The sequence below is a fragment of the Providencia vermicola genome (assembly GCF_020381325.1).
Taxonomy (GTDB): domain Bacteria; phylum Pseudomonadota; class Gammaproteobacteria; order Enterobacterales; family Enterobacteriaceae; genus Providencia; species Providencia vermicola.
In genome coordinates, this window is the sequence record NZ_JAGSPI010000003.1 from 166,538 (window position 1) to 183,038 (window position 16,501).

The following is a 16,501-nucleotide window of genomic DNA, read 5'->3' on the forward strand; positions in this document are numbered from 1 at the left end:
TAATTTTCTAAGATAGGTTATTCACCACGATGGCAATAGCGCTCCCAAACAGATTCAAATTGTTCAGGGGGAATAATATCATCTGTCTTTTCAACAAATGGAATTGAAATCATCACCTTACCCGTTTTATTCTTATGTAGCCTAACAATAAATCGCTTATAACCATGGGGCAATTCATTTTCAAAACCAAAGACTTCACCACAGTAGTAGCCTGTTTCCTCACCTTCATCACTTTTCGTTAGTATATAATATTTTACATTTTTGTACGTTGCTGCCGACGGATATGCCAAGAAGTCTTCAACTGAGCTTCTCACTCTACTGTCTGTATCTAATTCTGGGTCAATAGTCACTTCGGTCATGATCCCCGCTATGTATGCACACCCAGCAACAAGTAATAGAACTAAAGATCTTAATAACATTTTATATAGATAATCCGTGAGAAAACAGTAAACATCATTATAGTTTATACTTGTTGTTTTGCGACCTCAAAGCGAATCAGGCCATTTATTTTTATAATCTACTGAATAAGTTGCCAAATATAAACTAAAATAGCAGCAGTAATTATCCATATTATTGTTGCTAAACTCAAACTACCCCAAGCCGTCATTTTCGTTGCAAATATATAAACTGTGAGTAGATACATAGCATAAGGAATTAATGACCATAACCCAAATAATGCAGTTTTTCTTAACGCCTCAGTACCTTGCTCTTGCACAACAATCACGTGTGCAATAAGTGCAAAAGTTGGAAATAAAGGTACTAGCCCAGCAATATAATAAACTTTGCTCCGTGAAAATAATGCAATGATAAGTACAGCTACAGCACCAATTAAACATTTTAAGAATAGTGAAAACATAAGAGTTCAATTCCTTTTTACATTTAGCTTATTATCAGTTCTTACTCCTGAAAAGTTAACAGCATTATCAATTCAAACAACAGTTCATGAATTTTCTTTTCATTTTGTTAACCATTCCAAAAAATAAGTAAACACACTTAGATTTTATTCGTTTTTATGAACTAAGTCATATTATTGCATATAAAGTATCCATCACTAGTGCCGATACATTGAATTAGTCCCTACGCCTGATGCTTTCGCGTGACTATATATAACATTTTAGCCTATAGGATCATTTTGATTCACTTATCGCTAACAATGTTATGTCTGAAAGTCGTTATTTGTATGTATTAAAAACATACTGCTCGATGGTATGAAAGGAAATAATCAATGATGTCTGATACTTCAAAAAAAATTAAATTTAACTCAGCTAAATTTACCTTCACTGGCCTCAAAACGACGACGTTGGTCTGGTTTATTTCAGGACTGCTGATCGCACTACTACTGTCTACTTGCTGGTTTTTCTTTAGCTCGTTAAAACAGTATCAAGCAACACTCAATAATCTGGATATAATTTATAATGAGCAAACTGAATTAAACAATACGTGGCAGTCTCTACTTCAAGCACGCAATACCTTAAACCGCGCAAGCTCTCGCCATTTATTGATCATCAATAAAATGAAAACGTCGAATACTGACATCGACAGCCTTATTCAGTTTTACCATCAAAAAATGACACAAACCAATACATATTGGAAAAATTTTTCTGAAAGTTCCATGTATCAAAACAATGCAGCTTTCACCGATTTAGAAAAATCATACAATACATTATATGCCGCACTGAATGAACTCTCTGTGTTCTTAGTTGAAGGAAAAACCTACGATTTTTTAAATCAACCCACACAGTCATTTCAAGATGCATTTGAAAAAAATTACATAAATTATCACCAACAGCTTAATAAAAATTACCATGACATCGCTATTTCAAGCGAAAAACTTTATAACCAAAGCATAATTGGCCTTATTGTGATCATTACAATAATCTCCATTGTCACGCTATTCATCCGCTTTATTTTGCAGTTTTTCTTTGTCCGTCCTCTCAACCAAATTATTGATGGTATCGAAAAAGTCAGCCAAGGTATTCTTTATCATCAATTTGATAATAAAGGTCTTTCTGAAATAAAGCTGCTTAAGATGCATGTCTCTAATATGCAAAGTAAGCTTATTGAAATTGTAAAAAATATTTATGACAACACTCACCATATTAAAGTTGAGTTGAATGATATCACTCAAATGAACCATGATTTGTCCATCCGCGCAGACCAGCAAGCCGCAGCAATTGTTGAAACTGCCGCCAGCGTTGAAGAACTCGACTCTTCATTTAAGCTCAATACAGCACATACAAATCAATCTTGTCAGCTTATGTCTGCAACGAGTATCACCATAGATAAGAGTAATGAGCTAATTTCTGATGTTGTCGAGAATATGGATGATATCGTCGACTTTTCAAAAGAAATTAGCAAAATTACATCTACAATTGATAACATTGCCTTCCAAACGAATTTGTTGGCGCTAAATGCAGCTGTTGAAGCCGCTCGAGTGGGCGAACATGGGAAAGGTTTTGCTGTCGTAGCTAATGAGGTTCGTGAGTTATCAATAAGCTGTACACAAGCATCCAAAGAGATTAAATTACTAATCAATAATTCAAATGATAAAATTAATCATTGTTTCCAACTGGCGGCGGATGCTAACGATAATATTGTCTCTATTGCTCAAGATACCTCTAATATTAACGAAATGATCCAAAGTGTTGCCCTTGCCTCTAATGAGCAAACTCACGGTGTAAGCCAGATCCACCTAGCTATCAACGAATTAGATAACACGACTCAAGCGAATGCTTCAATGACACGTGAATTACAATCTTCACTAAAAGCACTCGAATCTCAATCCAATTTACTGGAAGAGATAATTTCTATCTTCCACGTTGAAGCCGAAGATACACAACAATCTGACAGCATTGAGCAAAAAAAAGATCTACAAATTAAAAAACTCCACTAAATTAAATTATTAAACCGTTGGGCACTATTTATGGTGCCCATATTTTTATTTTCTATTGTATTTTTTCTTCTTTATTCATGTTTGCCTACCATTGAATATTTCTAACAAATTATCTGATATAACATGTAACGATTATTTCGAATAACGACGAGCCCACTATGACAATTAAAATTACCGTTCTTGTTGACAATAACACTCTCATTGACAGTTATTTTTGCGGTGAGCCAGGTGTCTGCTATCACATTGAAGCTGATGGCAAAAAAATATTATTTGATACTGGTTACTCTGATATTTTTATTAATAATGCCCATATACTCAATATTGACCTAGCCGATATTACCGACCTTGTGCTGTCTCATGGCCACAATGATCACACATGGGGATTAGGCCATTTGGTTCAGTATTTTGACCGTCGTAACGCTGAGGGAAACCATCCTAAACAGCTTATTTATCATCCGGATGCATTAAAACCAAAACAGTTTCAATCGAAAGTGATTGGAGCGAACACCCCAAAAAATGTACTCGATGCCTACTTCACTTGTATAGAATCTATAAAGCCATACTATTTATCTGATAACGTTATATTTTTAGGTCAGATACCTCGGAATAATAATTTTGAAGGAAAAGACCCAATCGGTATTATGGTTAATGAAAACCAACAACACGTTGATGACTATGTCCTTGATGACACTGCTCTGGCAATTACAACAACAGAAGGACTAATTGTGATAACAGGTTGTTCTCATTCAGGTATTTGCAATATTGTTGAATATGCGAAACACGTCACCGGGATAAATAAAATAGTCACTGTAATTGGCGGTTTTCACTTACAACAAGCCTCAGATGATCTTTTAGAGCAGACTGGCAACTACTTTACTCAACAGGACTTATTGCACATCCACCCATGCCACTGTACTGACCTTGCAGCAAAGATACACTTAGCTAAGCATGCTCCTGTTAAAGAGGTTGGCGCTGGCTTACAGCTCACTTATTCAAGTTAATTTGATTGCCCAGAGTAATAAGCTGGGCATATTCTTGCAGCTAATCTGATAAATAAAAAATCACCTTCCATTCAGAAAATTATCTACATATAAATACGTCAAGTTCTTGACCCTAAATCACTGTCATGTTTATTACCTTGCGTCATCCGCGTGAGCTCCTCGCAACGTACTATTTTATTATCTAACACAGTAAAACAGGCAAATACTTCATACTCGCTGCAAGAGCCGTCTTTTTTCATTGCCCTTGCAATATGTTGAGTATGAACGCAGTTATCTCCCTCTGCGATAGATTTAATTGTTATCGTAATTGATTCCGTTGCTTTCTCTAACACCTTCATATGCGCAACGAACTCATCAAAGCCAATTTCTTTACCATCGACTATTTGAATATAGTCTCTAGAAAAAAACTGCTCTATAACAGGTAGTGAGCCGATTTGCGTTCCTAACACAGAATCTAAAGCTTGTTTAACCAACTGTATATTTCCCACTATTTACCTCTTGTTTTTTATCAATGTCTTTATTCAGTTATATGTTGTAAACCAGCGATTTCAAGGGGACACTTATATTTAATTAAGCATTTATGCTTCTTATTGCCCAAATGTCCCCCCCACATAAAATCGGGCTCATACTATTTCTTTGATACACATTTTATTTTTTTAACCATAAAAACCATTAACACATATTAAGACCAACAAATAACCTTACAATTCATACTGGTACATAGGTTATACTTTATAAAAGTGGCTCATAAAAACAAAGAAAACACGGGAAAAATTATTTATTTTTAAGCCATTTGTGCCATTTTTCGCTTTAGATCACAAAATTCATGTGTAATATAATATTCCTTATAAATTTCACCCTTTTCTAAAATAATGTATCTTGCTAATTCTTCTACTTTTATCCATAATCTTAAGCTATAGTATTTACTAATTTCAGTAACTTCATAGACTCAGTTTTTCCAAGTAATCTTGGATAAGTCCTGAAAACGATATCTCTAATTTATTAGGGGGCAGTTTTATACATATAAAACCCCCTATTTATATAGAAAGCATTTAATATAATCGCATGTTTTTACTGTTAAATGTAATCATGACATATATAAAGGAGGATTTGTGCTGGAAAATCATTTAAACATATTTATTCGAGCTGCATTTATTGAAAATATGGCCTTGAGCTTTTTCCTCGGAATGTGTACTTTCCTCGCGGTATCCAAAGAGGTTAAAACCTCATTTAAATTAGGCTTAACCGTGGTTGTCTTACTCACGATAGCTACGCCCATCAATAACTTGATCTATAACTATGTTCTTCGAGACGGAGCTATAGCTGAAGGTATTGACTTATCATTTTTATCCTTTGTCACGTTTATTGCTGTTTTAGCTGCTTTAGTCCAGATCTTAGAAATGTTCCTAGATAAATTTATACCCTCCCTTTATCACTCTCTGGGGGTATTCTTACCACTCTTAACTATTCACTGTGCTATTTTTGGAGCAACCATTTTTATGGTTGAAAGGAACTATACATTCACAGAATCTGTTGTTTATGGTGCTGGTTGTGGAATAGGTTGGATGTTGGCTATTATTGCCCTTGCGGGTCTTCGTGAGAAAATGAAATACTCTGATATTCCAAAAGGATTAAGAGGATTAGGAATAACATTTATTACCGTAGGTTTAATGTCCCTTGGCTTTATGTCTTTTTCAGGTATTTCGCTCTAATTTTGCATTGAATAGCGCATTTCTAAACCATCTCATTCTATAATGTTAAAAAGCTAATAAGGACATTACTTTTTAACATTTAAACTTGCTTGTGAAGAGGCTCCCCCTTTTCTTTCGTTCCTAGCTTTTTTCTCAATCCCGCTACTCTTTCTATCCGATCTGTAACTTCTATCACTTTTTATTTTTACTCTAAATTGGCTTAAAAGGTAAACACTGGTATGATTCAAATGCCGACTCAAACGATAGGCACTTTATAACTATAATAATACAGATACATTTCCATTAGATACCCCTGCTTGCAGGGGCTTTTTTATAAAGAACAGCATTCACGTTGAAGTGCTATATTTGGTAATTACATTTTATACAACAAGTAATATTCGTAAAATTAGTCATACAATTGGTTGAGAACATTTCTCTTTTCACTATATCTCTTTGGAATCCCCCTCCTGTAGGTATCTTTTCATCCTTCTTTTCATGCTACTTGTTACATTATTTAACCCTTTGTTAAGGTAATACATGGTTATTTGGCATACAGTAGTACTAGTTTTATCAAAATCATCAATTGGAAATTTACAATTAAGGTGGCACTATGCGATTTAATTTGACCCAAATAAGTATCTTAGAAGAAAACTCCAAAATAATTGGTTTAGACCTCATTCTAAGTGGAGATGATAAATCTACTCACCATTTTAAAATGGATATCAAAGGGTTGGATATGATGAACCTCACTTTAAGAGATATTGAGAAACAAGCAATTAAACAGGTTAAACATAATTTTGAACATTGCTCCAATGGATAACTAGGCACCACATCCACTTTATTCCAATGTATCTATCTCATACTGGCTTAGGCCAGACAAAACTCACCCTTTAATCAGAGCATCATCTGAACCCTACCATCATCCAATACCTTCTAGGTATATGAGTATCTATGATTGAAAAATAATCAGTTAAAACCATCAAGTTTTAAAATAACATACCGATAAACTAAACTATTACGCCCAATTTTGATATAGAGCATCAATACGTTTCGATACAATGAACTCATTCCAAATAAGTAACAAAGCAACTAGTACCTATTCCAGAAAATATTTGTAACAAATCTTTTCCAATGGTAAGTTTTCATTTCACCATTGTTTTATCCATGTAAAAAATAATAATAAATTTTGTCTCAAACCGATAAAAAAGAATAATAAAAGTATTGAATAAATAAAAAACCAAACAAATATCATAAAATGATGGTTCATATTATTATTTATTAATACATGAGAAATGCTATCGCATATACACGCAATAAGAGTATTTGCGATAATCACAAAATTCGTCGCGTGAAATACATAAAATTAACAAATTGATTTATAAACTTATTTATCAATATGTTGAGAACATCTCACCACTAAAACCAAACGGTTGTTTAATTTCAGTTAATAGCCACCACCAATTAAAAAATTGAAAAACAAGTATTTAAAACGATTGTACTTGATATAAATATTTGACTAGTTTTTATCTCAGAAAATTCTTAATAAAAAAGAGGTTAATATGAATCGTGCTATTTTAAATAGCAAAGTTAATACCTTAGTGGGAAATTATTTAAGGCAAAAACGTATTGAAAATGATATGACTGGTGCTGAAGTTAGCGAGTTACTTCATGTTAGTCAGCAACAAATTTCACGTTATGAAAATGGTATTAATACTATTTCATTCAGTTTAATCCTACTTTTTCTTATCAAATTAAATATCAGTGTAGAATCCTTTTTTGTTTCTTTACTGAAGGAGCTAGAAAATGAAGGTGATATTATAGACTTAGGATTAAGTTTATATTTGAATCCATCATCTAGAAAAAATCAATATCTTTATATATAAAACACCTCATCAACATCAGATTCAATAACTAAATCAGAAATATAAATGTTAAAAAACAATAAAAACCTTGGCCTATACATACAAAAAAATAGAAGAATTAATCATATTTCAATTAATAAAATGGCAAATTTATTACACATATCAACAGATTTTTATCTGTCTTATGAAAATGGTGAAAAATCCATTTATGCAGACCATTTATTTTATATCGCTAAAATTTTAAATATTGATATCAGCCAGTTAGTTAACGTTTATTTAGAATAGTTAACTTATTGCAATTAAGTGTCAGAGGTTCATTAAGACCTCTGACCTTCAATAGCAAACCCACTAATAGCTCCTCTCCTCCTATTTTGTAAAAATATATCAATATGCAATAAAAAGCATGTCTTTTAATATTGGATAACGCGGTCACAACTTCGCATTTTATGTCTTCTACAATGTACATCCTAAAAGTAGGAGAAAAAATGAACGCTAAAAATAAACCAAACGTACTGGAACTTATTTCAATAGAAATGAAAAAAGTCATTGATTACTATTCAAAAAATATAACTAACTCACCTCAAAGTACTGATTTAGCATCATTGCGTAGCGCTTATAATGAAGATAGAAAATATTGGAATGCAGATGCCCCCATCATGCAATCAACCCATGATGTTAACATTCAAACGCCTTATGGTTGTACCCTTACACGCATATTTCAGCCTACAATAACTACACCTGCAACATTATTTTATATCCATGGTGGCGGGTTTATTTTAGGTAATCTTGATACCCATGACAGAATAATGCGCTTACTAGCGCTATATACTGGCTGTACCATCATTGGTATAGACTATTCTTTATCACCCGAAGCCCGTTATCCTCAAGCAATTGAGGAAATATCTATGGCATATCAGTTTTATGCCCTTAATTCCGAGAAGTATAATATTAATATGGATCAGACGGGCTTTGCGGGGGATTCTGCTGGCGCAATGTTATCATTAGCGACAACACTTTGGCTTCGCGATAATAATATTGTAAATCAAGAAATTAAAGCTAATTTACTTTGGTACGGCCTCTATGGTTTGCAAGATTCAGTGAGCCGTCGACTTTATGGCGGCGAGTGGGATGGATTAACACAAAAAGACCTTGAAGGATATGACAGCGCCTATCTTGGTGAGTCAGGAAGTCGCGAAGTACCATACTACTGTTTATTCAATAACGATTTAACTCATAATATTCCACCTTGCTTTATTGCCAGTGCAGAGTTTGATCCTCTTTTAGATGATAGCATCGCATTATTCAATACATTAAAAAGCAATAAGATATCCTGCAAATATAAGATGTACCCAGGTACATTACATGCTTTTTTACATTATAGCCGTATGATGAATATTGCTGATGAAGCAATTAGAGATGGCGCCGAGTATTTTAAAAAACTTATCTCTGAAAATAGCTTCTAGAGCTAGATTCTGTCATTCAATTTTCTGTATTGCTTTATTTGATTAATACTTACAAGTAAAATTATCTTATAGAGCAAAACAGAGGTTATTATGCTAATTAGCCTAAAAGCAGTTACAAAAGAAAACTATGAATCTATTTGCCTTTTAGACGTATCTGATGAGCAAGAAGAATATGTTGCTTCAAACACTTGGTCCCTAGTGGAAGCCGCTTATAATGAAAACTATACTATAAGGGCTATTTACTGTGATGATGAACCTGTTGGTTTCTTTATGTGGGTGCAAGAAAACGCAACAAGAATATCAATTTGGCGGTTTATGATTGACAAACATCACCAAAATAAAGGAATTGGTAGAAAAGCGCTTAGTCTTGCACTCACCGAAATAAAACAGACAGAATCAATTACTGAAATTGAAATATGTTATAACCCTGACAATCCTGTCGCCAAAAATTTTTATTCCTCATTTGGCTTCAGTGAGGTCGGTATGGATAAAAATAATGAAGACATGCTTGCGTTAATTGACCTTAAAAAAGAGCAATGAATTTTTCCCTTAACCTAGAGAAAAAACCTCTGCAGCAGTAGTCATTATCTCAATATATGCATATTGCCCTCCTGCAAGGTGTTCCTATTTATTATAGGCAATAGGTAAACACACAATCATTGAAGTAATTAAACTGTGAGGGTGATTTTCGGTAGTTATATACCAATAAAGGCCTCAGTAGTGTAATGACCCACTAATTTGACTATTAATTACCGAAAGGCTTTTTACTGTCGTCATTCACCTTTCCAATGTATAAACACAGTCATCAAACATAACTCCTCCAATAGTGTAGTTATCTTTAATAACGTCTGTAAGGATAAACCCATTTTTTTCTAGAACGCTAACTGATGCCGTGTTTCCATCCGTAACCACGGCTTGATACCGTGAAATGGCGGATAATTCAGGGAGTTCCAATAAAGCGGCCAATGAGTCAGTAGCCAAAGACATACCTGAAAACTCACTCGCTATCATGTAACCAACTTCAGCCACCAGCTCACGGCTTTCTTGATCAATCATTAAACCCGTTAACCCCATCGGAATTCCATCAACTTTTCTTCTGATCACTAGGCATAACCAATGAGAAGACGACAAGTCCCATTTTGGTAGGCGGCTTTCAAAAGCATATTTGATTTGTTCATCACTTAATGGGTCAGAAACGAACCGCATTATTTCAGCATCTGTATATAGCTTCCTGAAAAAATCCCAATCTGCTTGTGTTATCTTTGTTAGCTCAAACATTATTTTCTCTCCAGCAATGAAATTTAGCGATATTTGGGATGACCATTGACATGTAACACAATAAAAAAACGGGAACCCTTAGGCTCCCGTTCTTAATCACAACACGTAATAAATTACATGTGTGCGATCATTGCATCGCCGAATTCGCTACATTTCAGTAATTTAGCGCCTTCTAACTGACGTTCGAAATCGTAAGTGACAGTTTTAGCCGCAATTGCGCCTTCCATACCTTTAACGATTAAGTCAGCCGCTTCAGTCCAACCCATATGGCGCAGCATCATTTCAGCAGAAAGGATGATAGAACCTGGGTTTACTTTGTCCTGACCTGCATATTTAGGTGCAGTACCGTGAGTTGCTTCGAATAATGCGCACTCAGAACCAATGTTAGCGCCTGGAGCAATACCGATACCACCAACTTGCGCTGCTAATGCATCAGAAATGTAGTCACCGTTTAGGTTCATACACGCAATAACATCATATTCCGCAGGGCGCAGCAGGATTTGTTGTAAGAATGCATCTGCAATCACATCTTTAACGATGATATCTTTGCCTGTTTTAGGGTTTTTAATTTTAACCCATGGGCCGCCATCTAATAATTCGCCGCCGAATTCTTCTTGTGCTAATTGGTAACCCCAATCTTTAAACGCACCTTCAGTGAATTTCATAATGTTGCCTTTATGAACTAAAGTCACTGAATCACGACCATTATCAATTGCATATTCAATTGCCGCGCGAACTAAACGTTTTGTTCCTTCTTCTGAACATGGTTTGATACCGATACCACAATCTTGTGGGAAACGGATTTTTGTCACGCCCATTTCATCTTTCAGGAATTTAATGACTTTGTCAGCTTCTGCGCTACCTGCTTTCCACTCAATCCCTGCGTAGATATCTTCAGAGTTTTCACGGAAAATAACCATATCGGTCAGTTCAGGCTGTTTAACTGGGCTTGGTGTGCCTTTGTAATAACGTACTGGACGTAAGCAGATGTACAGGTCAAGTTGTTGACGTAGTGCAACGTTCAAAGAACGAATACCACCACCAACTGGAGTTGTTAAAGGACCTTTAATTGAAACGCGGTAATCACGGATTAAATCGAGAGTTTCTTCTGGTAACCAAACATCTTTACCATAAATTTGTGTAGATTTTTCGCCAGTGTAAATTTCCATCCAAGAAATTTTGCGCTCACCGTTGTAAGCTTTTTTAACTGCCGCATCAACCACTTTTAACATTGCTGGAGTGACATCAACACCAATGCCGTCACCTTCGATATAAGGGATAATTGGGTTGTTCGGAACGTTTAGTTTGCCTTTTGCATCAATGGTAATTTTAGCGCCTTCTGCCGGAACTACTACTTTGCTTTCCATTAACCTCTCCTTTCACTTGCGTATTTTGCTTGTTAATTTTTTGTAAGAGACGTGTCAATACTACTTCAATCTGCGTCGAACGCCAATGATTACTCACCTAAGCTTCAATGACGATCGCATTTAACGTACTGAGCTCATTTATCAGTTAAAGAGGTACGCATTGATAACCACTTTCAAATCAATAGATTAATTCAGTTATTGCTTATTTTAATAAATAAATTAATTTTGATAAAAAAGGATGTACTTGAGGTTCTTACTCCAACGAATCACCTCTTTTGCAAAATTTATACTAACAAGATACTGCCCATTAAAAATACGTTTCGCTCACACTATCACCATTACAATTATGCGATATGTGCTTATTTTTAAATGAAAAATTGATTTTATTGTTTTCAATGATTTTAAAGTTGTTAATTAATTATTGCAGTCGCAATCACCGTTGAGCACCTAGGATTTCATCGACAAATCCCCTACACTAAGGCATGGAAATATCGATTAAATTAATCAGAATAAACAAACCATTATTGAGTCATTATGAATAAGCCGACCACTAAATCAGTGCAAAGAAAAAACAAAACACTGCAACAACCGACTGATTTAAAATATCGGAGCAAGCGAACGCTCGCTAAAACAACCACTATACAAACACCACGCAAAGTTATTCTGTTTAACAAACCCTTTGATGTATTGCCGCAGTTTACTGACGAACAAGGCCGCGACACCCTAAAAAACTATATTCCTATTACGGATGTTTATGCTGCGGGTCGCCTTGATAGAGACAGTGAAGGTTTATTAATTTTGACCAACGATGGAAAATTACAAGCGCGTTTGACACAACCTCAGAAAAAAACAGGGAAAATATACTATGCTCAAGTAGAGGGTATCCCTGATGAAAGTGCATTGGCACGATTTCGCCAAGGGCTGACGTTAAATGATGGCCCGACACTTCCCGCAGGTATTGAGTTAGTCGATGAACCTAAATGGCTGTGGCCTCGCAATCCGCCAATTAGAGAACGCAGAAATATTCCAACAAGTTGGCTTAAAATTACATTATACGAAGGCCGTAATCGACAAGTGCGTCGTATGACGGCAAATATTGGATTCCCAACGCTGCGCTTAATTCGCTATCAAATGGGTGAATTTGATTTAGGGAATTTATCAGTAGGTGAATGGATGGAGGTCAATGTTGTTTAAACCCAATGTCACTGTCGCAACAGTTGTGCATGCTGAAGGCAAATTTCTAGTCGTCGAAGAGTGGATTAATGATAAACCCACTTGGAACCAGCCTGCAGGCCACTTAGAGGCTAATGAAACTCTCTTACAAGCTGCTGAACGTGAGTTACTTGAAGAAACAGGCATACAAGCGACGCCAACTCAATTAATTCAAATCCATCAATGGATTGCACCTGATAGCACGCAATTTATTCGTTTTTTATTTGCTGTCGAACTTCCTGCGATTTGTGAAACTCAACCGCAAGACAGTGATATTGCTTGTTGCCACTGGGTAACTGCGCAAGATATTTTAGAAAGTGACTGCCTGCGCTCTCCTTTAGTCGCTGAAAGTCTGCGTTGCTTCCAAACTGGGAATAATTACCCTCTAGATATTCTTTCATCTTATGGCTCTCACTACCAATAACCTCCCTTTGCTTGGTGAAATTGTCACCAAGCAATAATATTCTCTCTAACGCTGGTGCAACAAGGGGTCAACATGCTAAAGTATGGGGCTTGATTTTTCCGCAGTGAGACTATTTCCATGTCAAATAACAGTACCATGTCAGATAACAGCCAGAAAAAAGTCATCGTCGGTATGTCCGGTGGTGTTGACTCATCCGTATCCGCCTATTTGCTGCAGCAGCAAGGATATCAGGTAGCTGGCCTGTTTATGAAGAACTGGGAAGAAGATGACGATACGGAATATTGCTCCGCTGCAACTGACCTTGCTGATGCGCAAGCTGTGTGTGATAAACTCGGCATCGAGTTACACACCATCAACTTTGCCGCAGAGTATTGGGATAATGTATTCGAACATTTTTTAACCGAATACAAAGCGGGCCGCACGCCAAACCCTGACATCCTGTGTAACAAAGAAATCAAATTTAAAGCCTTCTTAGAATTTGCCGCTGAAGATTTAGGGGCAGATTATATTGCAACAGGCCACTATGTACGCCGCCGTGATGTCGACGGAAAAAGCCAGTTACTCCGTGGTTTAGATGGTAATAAAGACCAAAGCTATTTCCTGTATACACTCAGTCATGAACAAGTGGCAAAAAGCCTGTTCCCTGTCGGTGAGCTTGAAAAGCCTGAAGTCCGCCGCATTGCTGAAGAAATCGGTTTAATCACCGCAAAGAAAAAAGACTCAACAGGTATTTGCTTTATTGGTGAACGTAAATTCCGCGACTTCCTCGGTCGTTACCTTCCTGCTCAACCAGGTCCGATTGTCACGGTTGATGGTGAAACAATTGGTCAACATGAAGGCCTGATGTATCACACATTAGGGCAACGCAAGGGTTTAGGTATTGGTGGAACGAAAGAAGGTTCAGAAGAACCTTGGTATGTTGTCGATAAAGATGTTGAAAATAATATATTAATTGTTGCACAAGGCCATGAACATCCACGGTTGATGTCTATCGGCTTGATTGCGCAGCAATTACACTGGGTTGATAGAAAAACGTTAACCCAACCATTGCGCTGTGTGGTCAAAACGCGTTACCGTCAAGGGGATATCCCTTGTATAATTACGCCTATTGATGCAGAGCGAATCGAAGTCACATTTGATTACCCAGTTGCTGCTGTCACCCCAGGGCAATCTGCCGTGTTCTATATTGACGAAGTCTGCCTTGGTGGCGGCATTATTGAAGCGCGTATTCAGGAGTAGTTGTGGCGAAAAATTATTACGACATTACGCTTGCCTTAGCGGGGATCTGCCAAGCAGGTGCTATGGTTCAAAAGCTGGCCCACGAAGGCACATGCCTTGATAGCGATGCCGAAACAATGGTCAATAGCCTGACCAACATGAACCCAAGCTCCACGTTAGATGTGTATGGTAATGCCCCTGCTAATCTCAAAACAGGTTTAGGTGCAATGTTAGGCATGCTAACAGGTGGTAATAGTGGTTTATCCGCCGAGATGACGCGTTATATGCTGAGCATGATGGCCCTTGAGCGTCGTCTAAATAAAGACGATGAGGCGATGAATAAGCTTGGGCAGCGTATTGAGCAATTTGAGCGCCAAGCGAGCTATTTTGAACCTCTTTCTGAAGGTGTGTTTAATGCATTAGCAGGAATCTATGTTGATGTCGTCAGCCCTGCTGGCCCACGCATTCAAGTAACGGGTTCCCCTGACATTCTGAAAAACACCTTAGTTCAGGCTAAAGTTCGCGCAATTTTGCTGGCAGGTATTCGTTCCGCAGTACTTTGGCAGCAAGTGGGTGGAAGTCGCATCCAACTTATGTTTTCTCGTAATCGTCTGGCAAATCAGGCGAAAGAAATTTTGTCTCACCTTTAAATCTGGAGTTGCTACCAATGGAATTATCCTCACTGACCGCTGTATCCCCGATTGACGGCCGTTACGGTGATAAAGTCAGCGCTTTACGCACTATTTTTAGTGAGTTTGGCTTACTGAAATTTCGCGTGCAAGTTGAAGTTCGCTGGCTGCAAAAACTGGCTGCAACCGCTCAAATCAAAGAAGTTCCTTCATTTGACGCTGACGCAATCGCTTACTTAGATGAAATTGTTGCGAACTTCTGCGAAAAAGACGCAATGCGGATTAAAGAAATTGAACGCACAACCAACCACGATGTTAAAGCCGTTGAGTATTTTCTCAAAGAAAAAGTAGAACACATTCCTGCCCTACATGCGGTTTCTGAATTCATTCACTTTGCATGTACATCAGAAGATATCAATAACCTTTCTCATGCATTGATGCTAAAAACAGCACGTGAAGAGGTGCTTTTACCTCAATGGCGTCAAATTATTGATAAAGTAAAAGCAATGGCGCATGAATACCGCGATCTGCCATTACTCTCTCGTACTCACGGCCAACCTGCAACACCATCAACCATTGGTAAAGAATTTGCCAACGTTGCTTACCGTTTAGAACGTCAATTCCGTCAACTACAACATGTTGAAATTTTAGGTAAAATTAACGGTGCAGTGGGTAACTATAATGCGCACATGGTTGCTTACCCTGAAGTGAACTGGCACGAATTTAGCGAAACGTTTGTGACTTCATTAGGCATTCAGTGGAACCCATTCACAACGCAAATTGAACCACATGATTACATTGCTGAGCTCTTTGATTGTGTCGCACGTTTTAACACAATTGTGTTAGATTTCGACCGTGATATTTGGGGATATGTCGCATTAAATCACTTTAAACAAAAAACTATCGCTGGCGAAATCGGCTCTTCCACCATGCCACACAAAGTTAACCCTATCGACTTCGAAAACTCCGAAGGTAACTTAGGTTTAGCAAATGCTGTTTTAGGTCATTTAGCGAGCAAACTGCCTGTTTCCCGCTGGCAACGTGACCTAACGGATTCAACTGTACTACGTAACTTGGGTGTTGGCTTAGGTTATGCCTTAATTGCCTATCAATCTACTATGAAAGGCTTAAACAAGCTGGAAGTCAACGAACAGCACTTACTGGACGAGTTAGACCAAAATTGGGAAGTGTTAGCGGAGCCTATTCAAACTGTTATGCGCCGCTATGGTATCGAAAAACCGTATGAAAAACTAAAAGAATTAACGCGTGGTAAGCGTGTTACCGCTGAAGGCATGAAACAGTTTATTGATGGTTTAGAGTTACCAGAGCACGAAAAAGTGCGCTTAAAAGCAATGACACCCGCTAACTACATTGGTTACGCTGTCACTTTTATTGATGAACTAAAATAATCTTAGTTGATTTAATCAGGCGGCCAATGTGCCGCCTTTTTTTATCAACTCTGT

The 16,501-nt window shown here is 37.0% G+C and carries 18 protein-coding genes; 13 read left to right on the forward strand and 5 right to left on the reverse strand.

What is annotated here, in order from left to right; genetic code table 11:
• Positions 1 to 17 precede the first annotated feature (17 nt).
• Together KDJ85_RS05525 and KDJ85_RS05530 are read right to left on the reverse strand one after the other, a co-directional pair.
• Entirely contained in the window at positions 18 to 419 is a 402-nt protein-coding gene (locus tag KDJ85_RS05525) for a hypothetical protein (RefSeq protein ID WP_225818806.1), read from the reverse strand.
• 98 nt (positions 420 to 517) lie between these two features.
• Positions 518 to 856 (reverse strand): GlpM family protein, encoded by a 339-nt coding sequence (locus KDJ85_RS05530; protein WP_206086439.1) that lies wholly within the window; start codon positions 854 to 856, stop codon positions 518 to 520.
• A 369-nt stretch (positions 857 to 1,225) separates the two neighbouring features.
• On the opposite strand from KDJ85_RS05530, the gene KDJ85_RS05535 reads away from it, so the two are divergent.
• Both KDJ85_RS05535 and KDJ85_RS05540 read left to right on the forward strand, forming a co-directional pair.
• The gene (locus KDJ85_RS05535; RefSeq protein WP_225818807.1) at positions 1,226 to 2,893 is read left to right on the forward strand and encodes a methyl-accepting chemotaxis protein; all 1,668 of its coding nucleotides are present in this window, start codon (positions 1,226 to 1,228) and stop codon (positions 2,891 to 2,893) included.
• Positions 2,894 to 3,051: 158 nt separating this feature from the next.
• Positions 3,052 to 3,894: an MBL fold metallo-hydrolase gene (locus KDJ85_RS05540; protein WP_225818808.1), complete on the forward strand. Its 843-nt coding sequence runs from the start codon at positions 3,052 to 3,054 to the stop codon at positions 3,892 to 3,894.
• A gap of 98 nt (positions 3,895 to 3,992) precedes the next feature.
• On the opposite strand, the gene KDJ85_RS05545 is transcribed toward KDJ85_RS05540, so the two are convergent.
• Positions 3,993 to 4,382: a nuclear transport factor 2 family protein gene (locus KDJ85_RS05545; protein ID WP_225818809.1), complete on the reverse strand. Its 390-nt coding sequence runs from the start codon at positions 4,380 to 4,382 to the stop codon at positions 3,993 to 3,995.
• Between the two features lie 624 nt (positions 4,383 to 5,006).
• Between KDJ85_RS05545 and nqrE the strand changes: the two genes are divergently transcribed.
• The 6 genes from nqrE to KDJ85_RS05575 all read left to right on the forward strand — a co-directional run bounded on the left by nqrE (position 5,007) and on the right by KDJ85_RS05575 (position 9,450).
• Complete coding sequence (gene nqrE / locus KDJ85_RS05550) at positions 5,007 to 5,606, forward strand: NADH:ubiquinone reductase (Na(+)-transporting) subunit E (protein ID WP_206086428.1); 600 nt, start codon at positions 5,007 to 5,009, stop codon at positions 5,604 to 5,606.
• Positions 5,607 to 6,195: 589 nt separating this feature from the next.
• Positions 6,196 to 6,405: a hypothetical protein gene (locus KDJ85_RS05555; protein WP_225818810.1), complete on the forward strand. Its 210-nt coding sequence runs from the start codon at positions 6,196 to 6,198 to the stop codon at positions 6,403 to 6,405.
• A 739-nt stretch (positions 6,406 to 7,144) separates the two neighbouring features.
• Positions 7,145 to 7,468, forward strand: a complete 324-nt coding sequence (locus KDJ85_RS05560; RefSeq protein ID WP_225818811.1) for a helix-turn-helix domain-containing protein — start codon at positions 7,145 to 7,147, stop codon at positions 7,466 to 7,468.
• 45 nt (positions 7,469 to 7,513) lie between these two features.
• Positions 7,514 to 7,732, forward strand: a complete 219-nt coding sequence (locus KDJ85_RS05565) for a helix-turn-helix domain-containing protein (RefSeq protein WP_225818812.1) — start codon at positions 7,514 to 7,516, stop codon at positions 7,730 to 7,732.
• A 200-nt stretch (positions 7,733 to 7,932) separates the two neighbouring features.
• Positions 7,933 to 8,910 (forward strand): acetyl esterase, encoded by a 978-nt coding sequence (gene aes / locus KDJ85_RS05570; RefSeq protein WP_225818813.1) that lies wholly within the window; start codon positions 7,933 to 7,935, stop codon positions 8,908 to 8,910.
• A 90-nt stretch (positions 8,911 to 9,000) separates the two neighbouring features.
• A complete protein-coding gene (locus KDJ85_RS05575; protein ID WP_225818814.1) occupies positions 9,001 to 9,450 on the forward strand; it encodes a GNAT family N-acetyltransferase in 450 nt (149 codons plus the stop codon).
• A gap of 237 nt (positions 9,451 to 9,687) precedes the next feature.
• Here KDJ85_RS05575 and KDJ85_RS05580 read toward each other — a convergent pair whose 3' ends face one another.
• Positions 9,688 to 10,188, reverse strand: coding sequence for a GNAT family N-acetyltransferase (locus tag KDJ85_RS05580; RefSeq protein ID WP_225818815.1), 501 nt, complete (start codon positions 10,186 to 10,188; stop codon positions 9,688 to 9,690).
• A gap of 113 nt (positions 10,189 to 10,301) precedes the next feature.
• Complete coding sequence (gene icd, locus KDJ85_RS05585) at positions 10,302 to 11,555, reverse strand: NADP-dependent isocitrate dehydrogenase (protein ID WP_225818816.1); 1,254 nt, start codon at positions 11,553 to 11,555, stop codon at positions 10,302 to 10,304.
• A 534-nt stretch (positions 11,556 to 12,089) separates the two neighbouring features.
• Here icd and rluE point away from each other — a divergent pair.
• The 5 genes from rluE to purB all read left to right on the forward strand — a co-directional run bounded on the left by rluE (position 12,090) and on the right by purB (position 16,447).
• Positions 12,090 to 12,749 carry a 23S rRNA pseudouridine(2457) synthase RluE gene (gene rluE, locus KDJ85_RS05590; RefSeq protein WP_225818817.1) on the forward strand — a complete coding sequence of 220 codons (660 nt, stop codon included), beginning with the start codon at positions 12,090 to 12,092 and terminating at the stop codon, positions 12,747 to 12,749.
• Complete coding sequence (locus KDJ85_RS05595) at positions 12,742 to 13,191, forward strand: NUDIX hydrolase (protein WP_225818976.1); 450 nt, start codon at positions 12,742 to 12,744, stop codon at positions 13,189 to 13,191. Before rluE ends, KDJ85_RS05595 begins: the two co-directional genes overlap by 8 nt.
• A gap of 135 nt (positions 13,192 to 13,326) precedes the next feature.
• Positions 13,327 to 14,430, forward strand: a complete 1,104-nt coding sequence (gene mnmA / locus KDJ85_RS05600) for a tRNA 2-thiouridine(34) synthase MnmA (protein WP_225818977.1) — start codon at positions 13,327 to 13,329, stop codon at positions 14,428 to 14,430.
• Between the two features lie 2 nt (positions 14,431 to 14,432).
• Positions 14,433 to 15,059 (forward strand): high frequency lysogenization protein HflD, encoded by a 627-nt coding sequence (hflD, locus tag KDJ85_RS05605; RefSeq protein WP_206086405.1) that lies wholly within the window; start codon positions 14,433 to 14,435, stop codon positions 15,057 to 15,059.
• A gap of 17 nt (positions 15,060 to 15,076) precedes the next feature.
• Positions 15,077 to 16,447, forward strand: coding sequence for an adenylosuccinate lyase (gene purB / locus KDJ85_RS05610; protein WP_225818818.1), 1,371 nt, complete (start codon positions 15,077 to 15,079; stop codon positions 16,445 to 16,447).
• The last annotated feature ends 54 nt before the right edge of the window (positions 16,448 to 16,501 follow it).

Bases quoted from the DNA above. Each gene is read 5' to 3' on its own strand.
- aes (WP_225818813.1), top strand. From the start codon at position 7,933: ATGAACGCTAAAAATAAACCAAACGTACTGGAACTTATTTCAATAGAA.
- KDJ85_RS05535 (WP_225818807.1), top strand. From the start codon at position 1,226: ATGATGTCTGATACTTCAAAAAAAATTAAATTTAACTCAGCTAAATTT.
- KDJ85_RS05565 (WP_225818812.1), top strand. From the start codon at position 7,514: ATGTTAAAAAACAATAAAAACCTTGGCCTATACATACAAAAAAATAGA.
- KDJ85_RS05525 (WP_225818806.1), bottom strand. From the start codon at position 419: ATGTTATTAAGATCTTTAGTTCTATTACTTGTTGCTGGGTGTGCATAC.
- KDJ85_RS05530 (WP_206086439.1), bottom strand. From the start codon at position 856: ATGTTTTCACTATTCTTAAAATGTTTAATTGGTGCTGTAGCTGTACTT.
- KDJ85_RS05560 (WP_225818811.1), top strand. From the start codon at position 7,145: ATGAATCGTGCTATTTTAAATAGCAAAGTTAATACCTTAGTGGGAAAT.
- purB (WP_225818818.1), top strand. From the start codon at position 15,077: ATGGAATTATCCTCACTGACCGCTGTATCCCCGATTGACGGCCGTTAC.
- KDJ85_RS05555 (WP_225818810.1), top strand. From the start codon at position 6,196: ATGCGATTTAATTTGACCCAAATAAGTATCTTAGAAGAAAACTCCAAA.
- KDJ85_RS05575 (WP_225818814.1), top strand. From the start codon at position 9,001: ATGCTAATTAGCCTAAAAGCAGTTACAAAAGAAAACTATGAATCTATT.
- icd (WP_225818816.1), bottom strand. From the start codon at position 11,555: ATGGAAAGCAAAGTAGTAGTTCCGGCAGAAGGCGCTAAAATTACCATT.
- mnmA (WP_225818977.1), top strand. From the start codon at position 13,327: ATGTCAGATAACAGCCAGAAAAAAGTCATCGTCGGTATGTCCGGTGGT.
- rluE (WP_225818817.1), top strand. From the start codon at position 12,090: ATGAATAAGCCGACCACTAAATCAGTGCAAAGAAAAAACAAAACACTG.
- KDJ85_RS05540 (WP_225818808.1), top strand. From the start codon at position 3,052: ATGACAATTAAAATTACCGTTCTTGTTGACAATAACACTCTCATTGAC.
- KDJ85_RS05580 (WP_225818815.1), bottom strand. From the start codon at position 10,188: ATGTTTGAGCTAACAAAGATAACACAAGCAGATTGGGATTTTTTCAGG.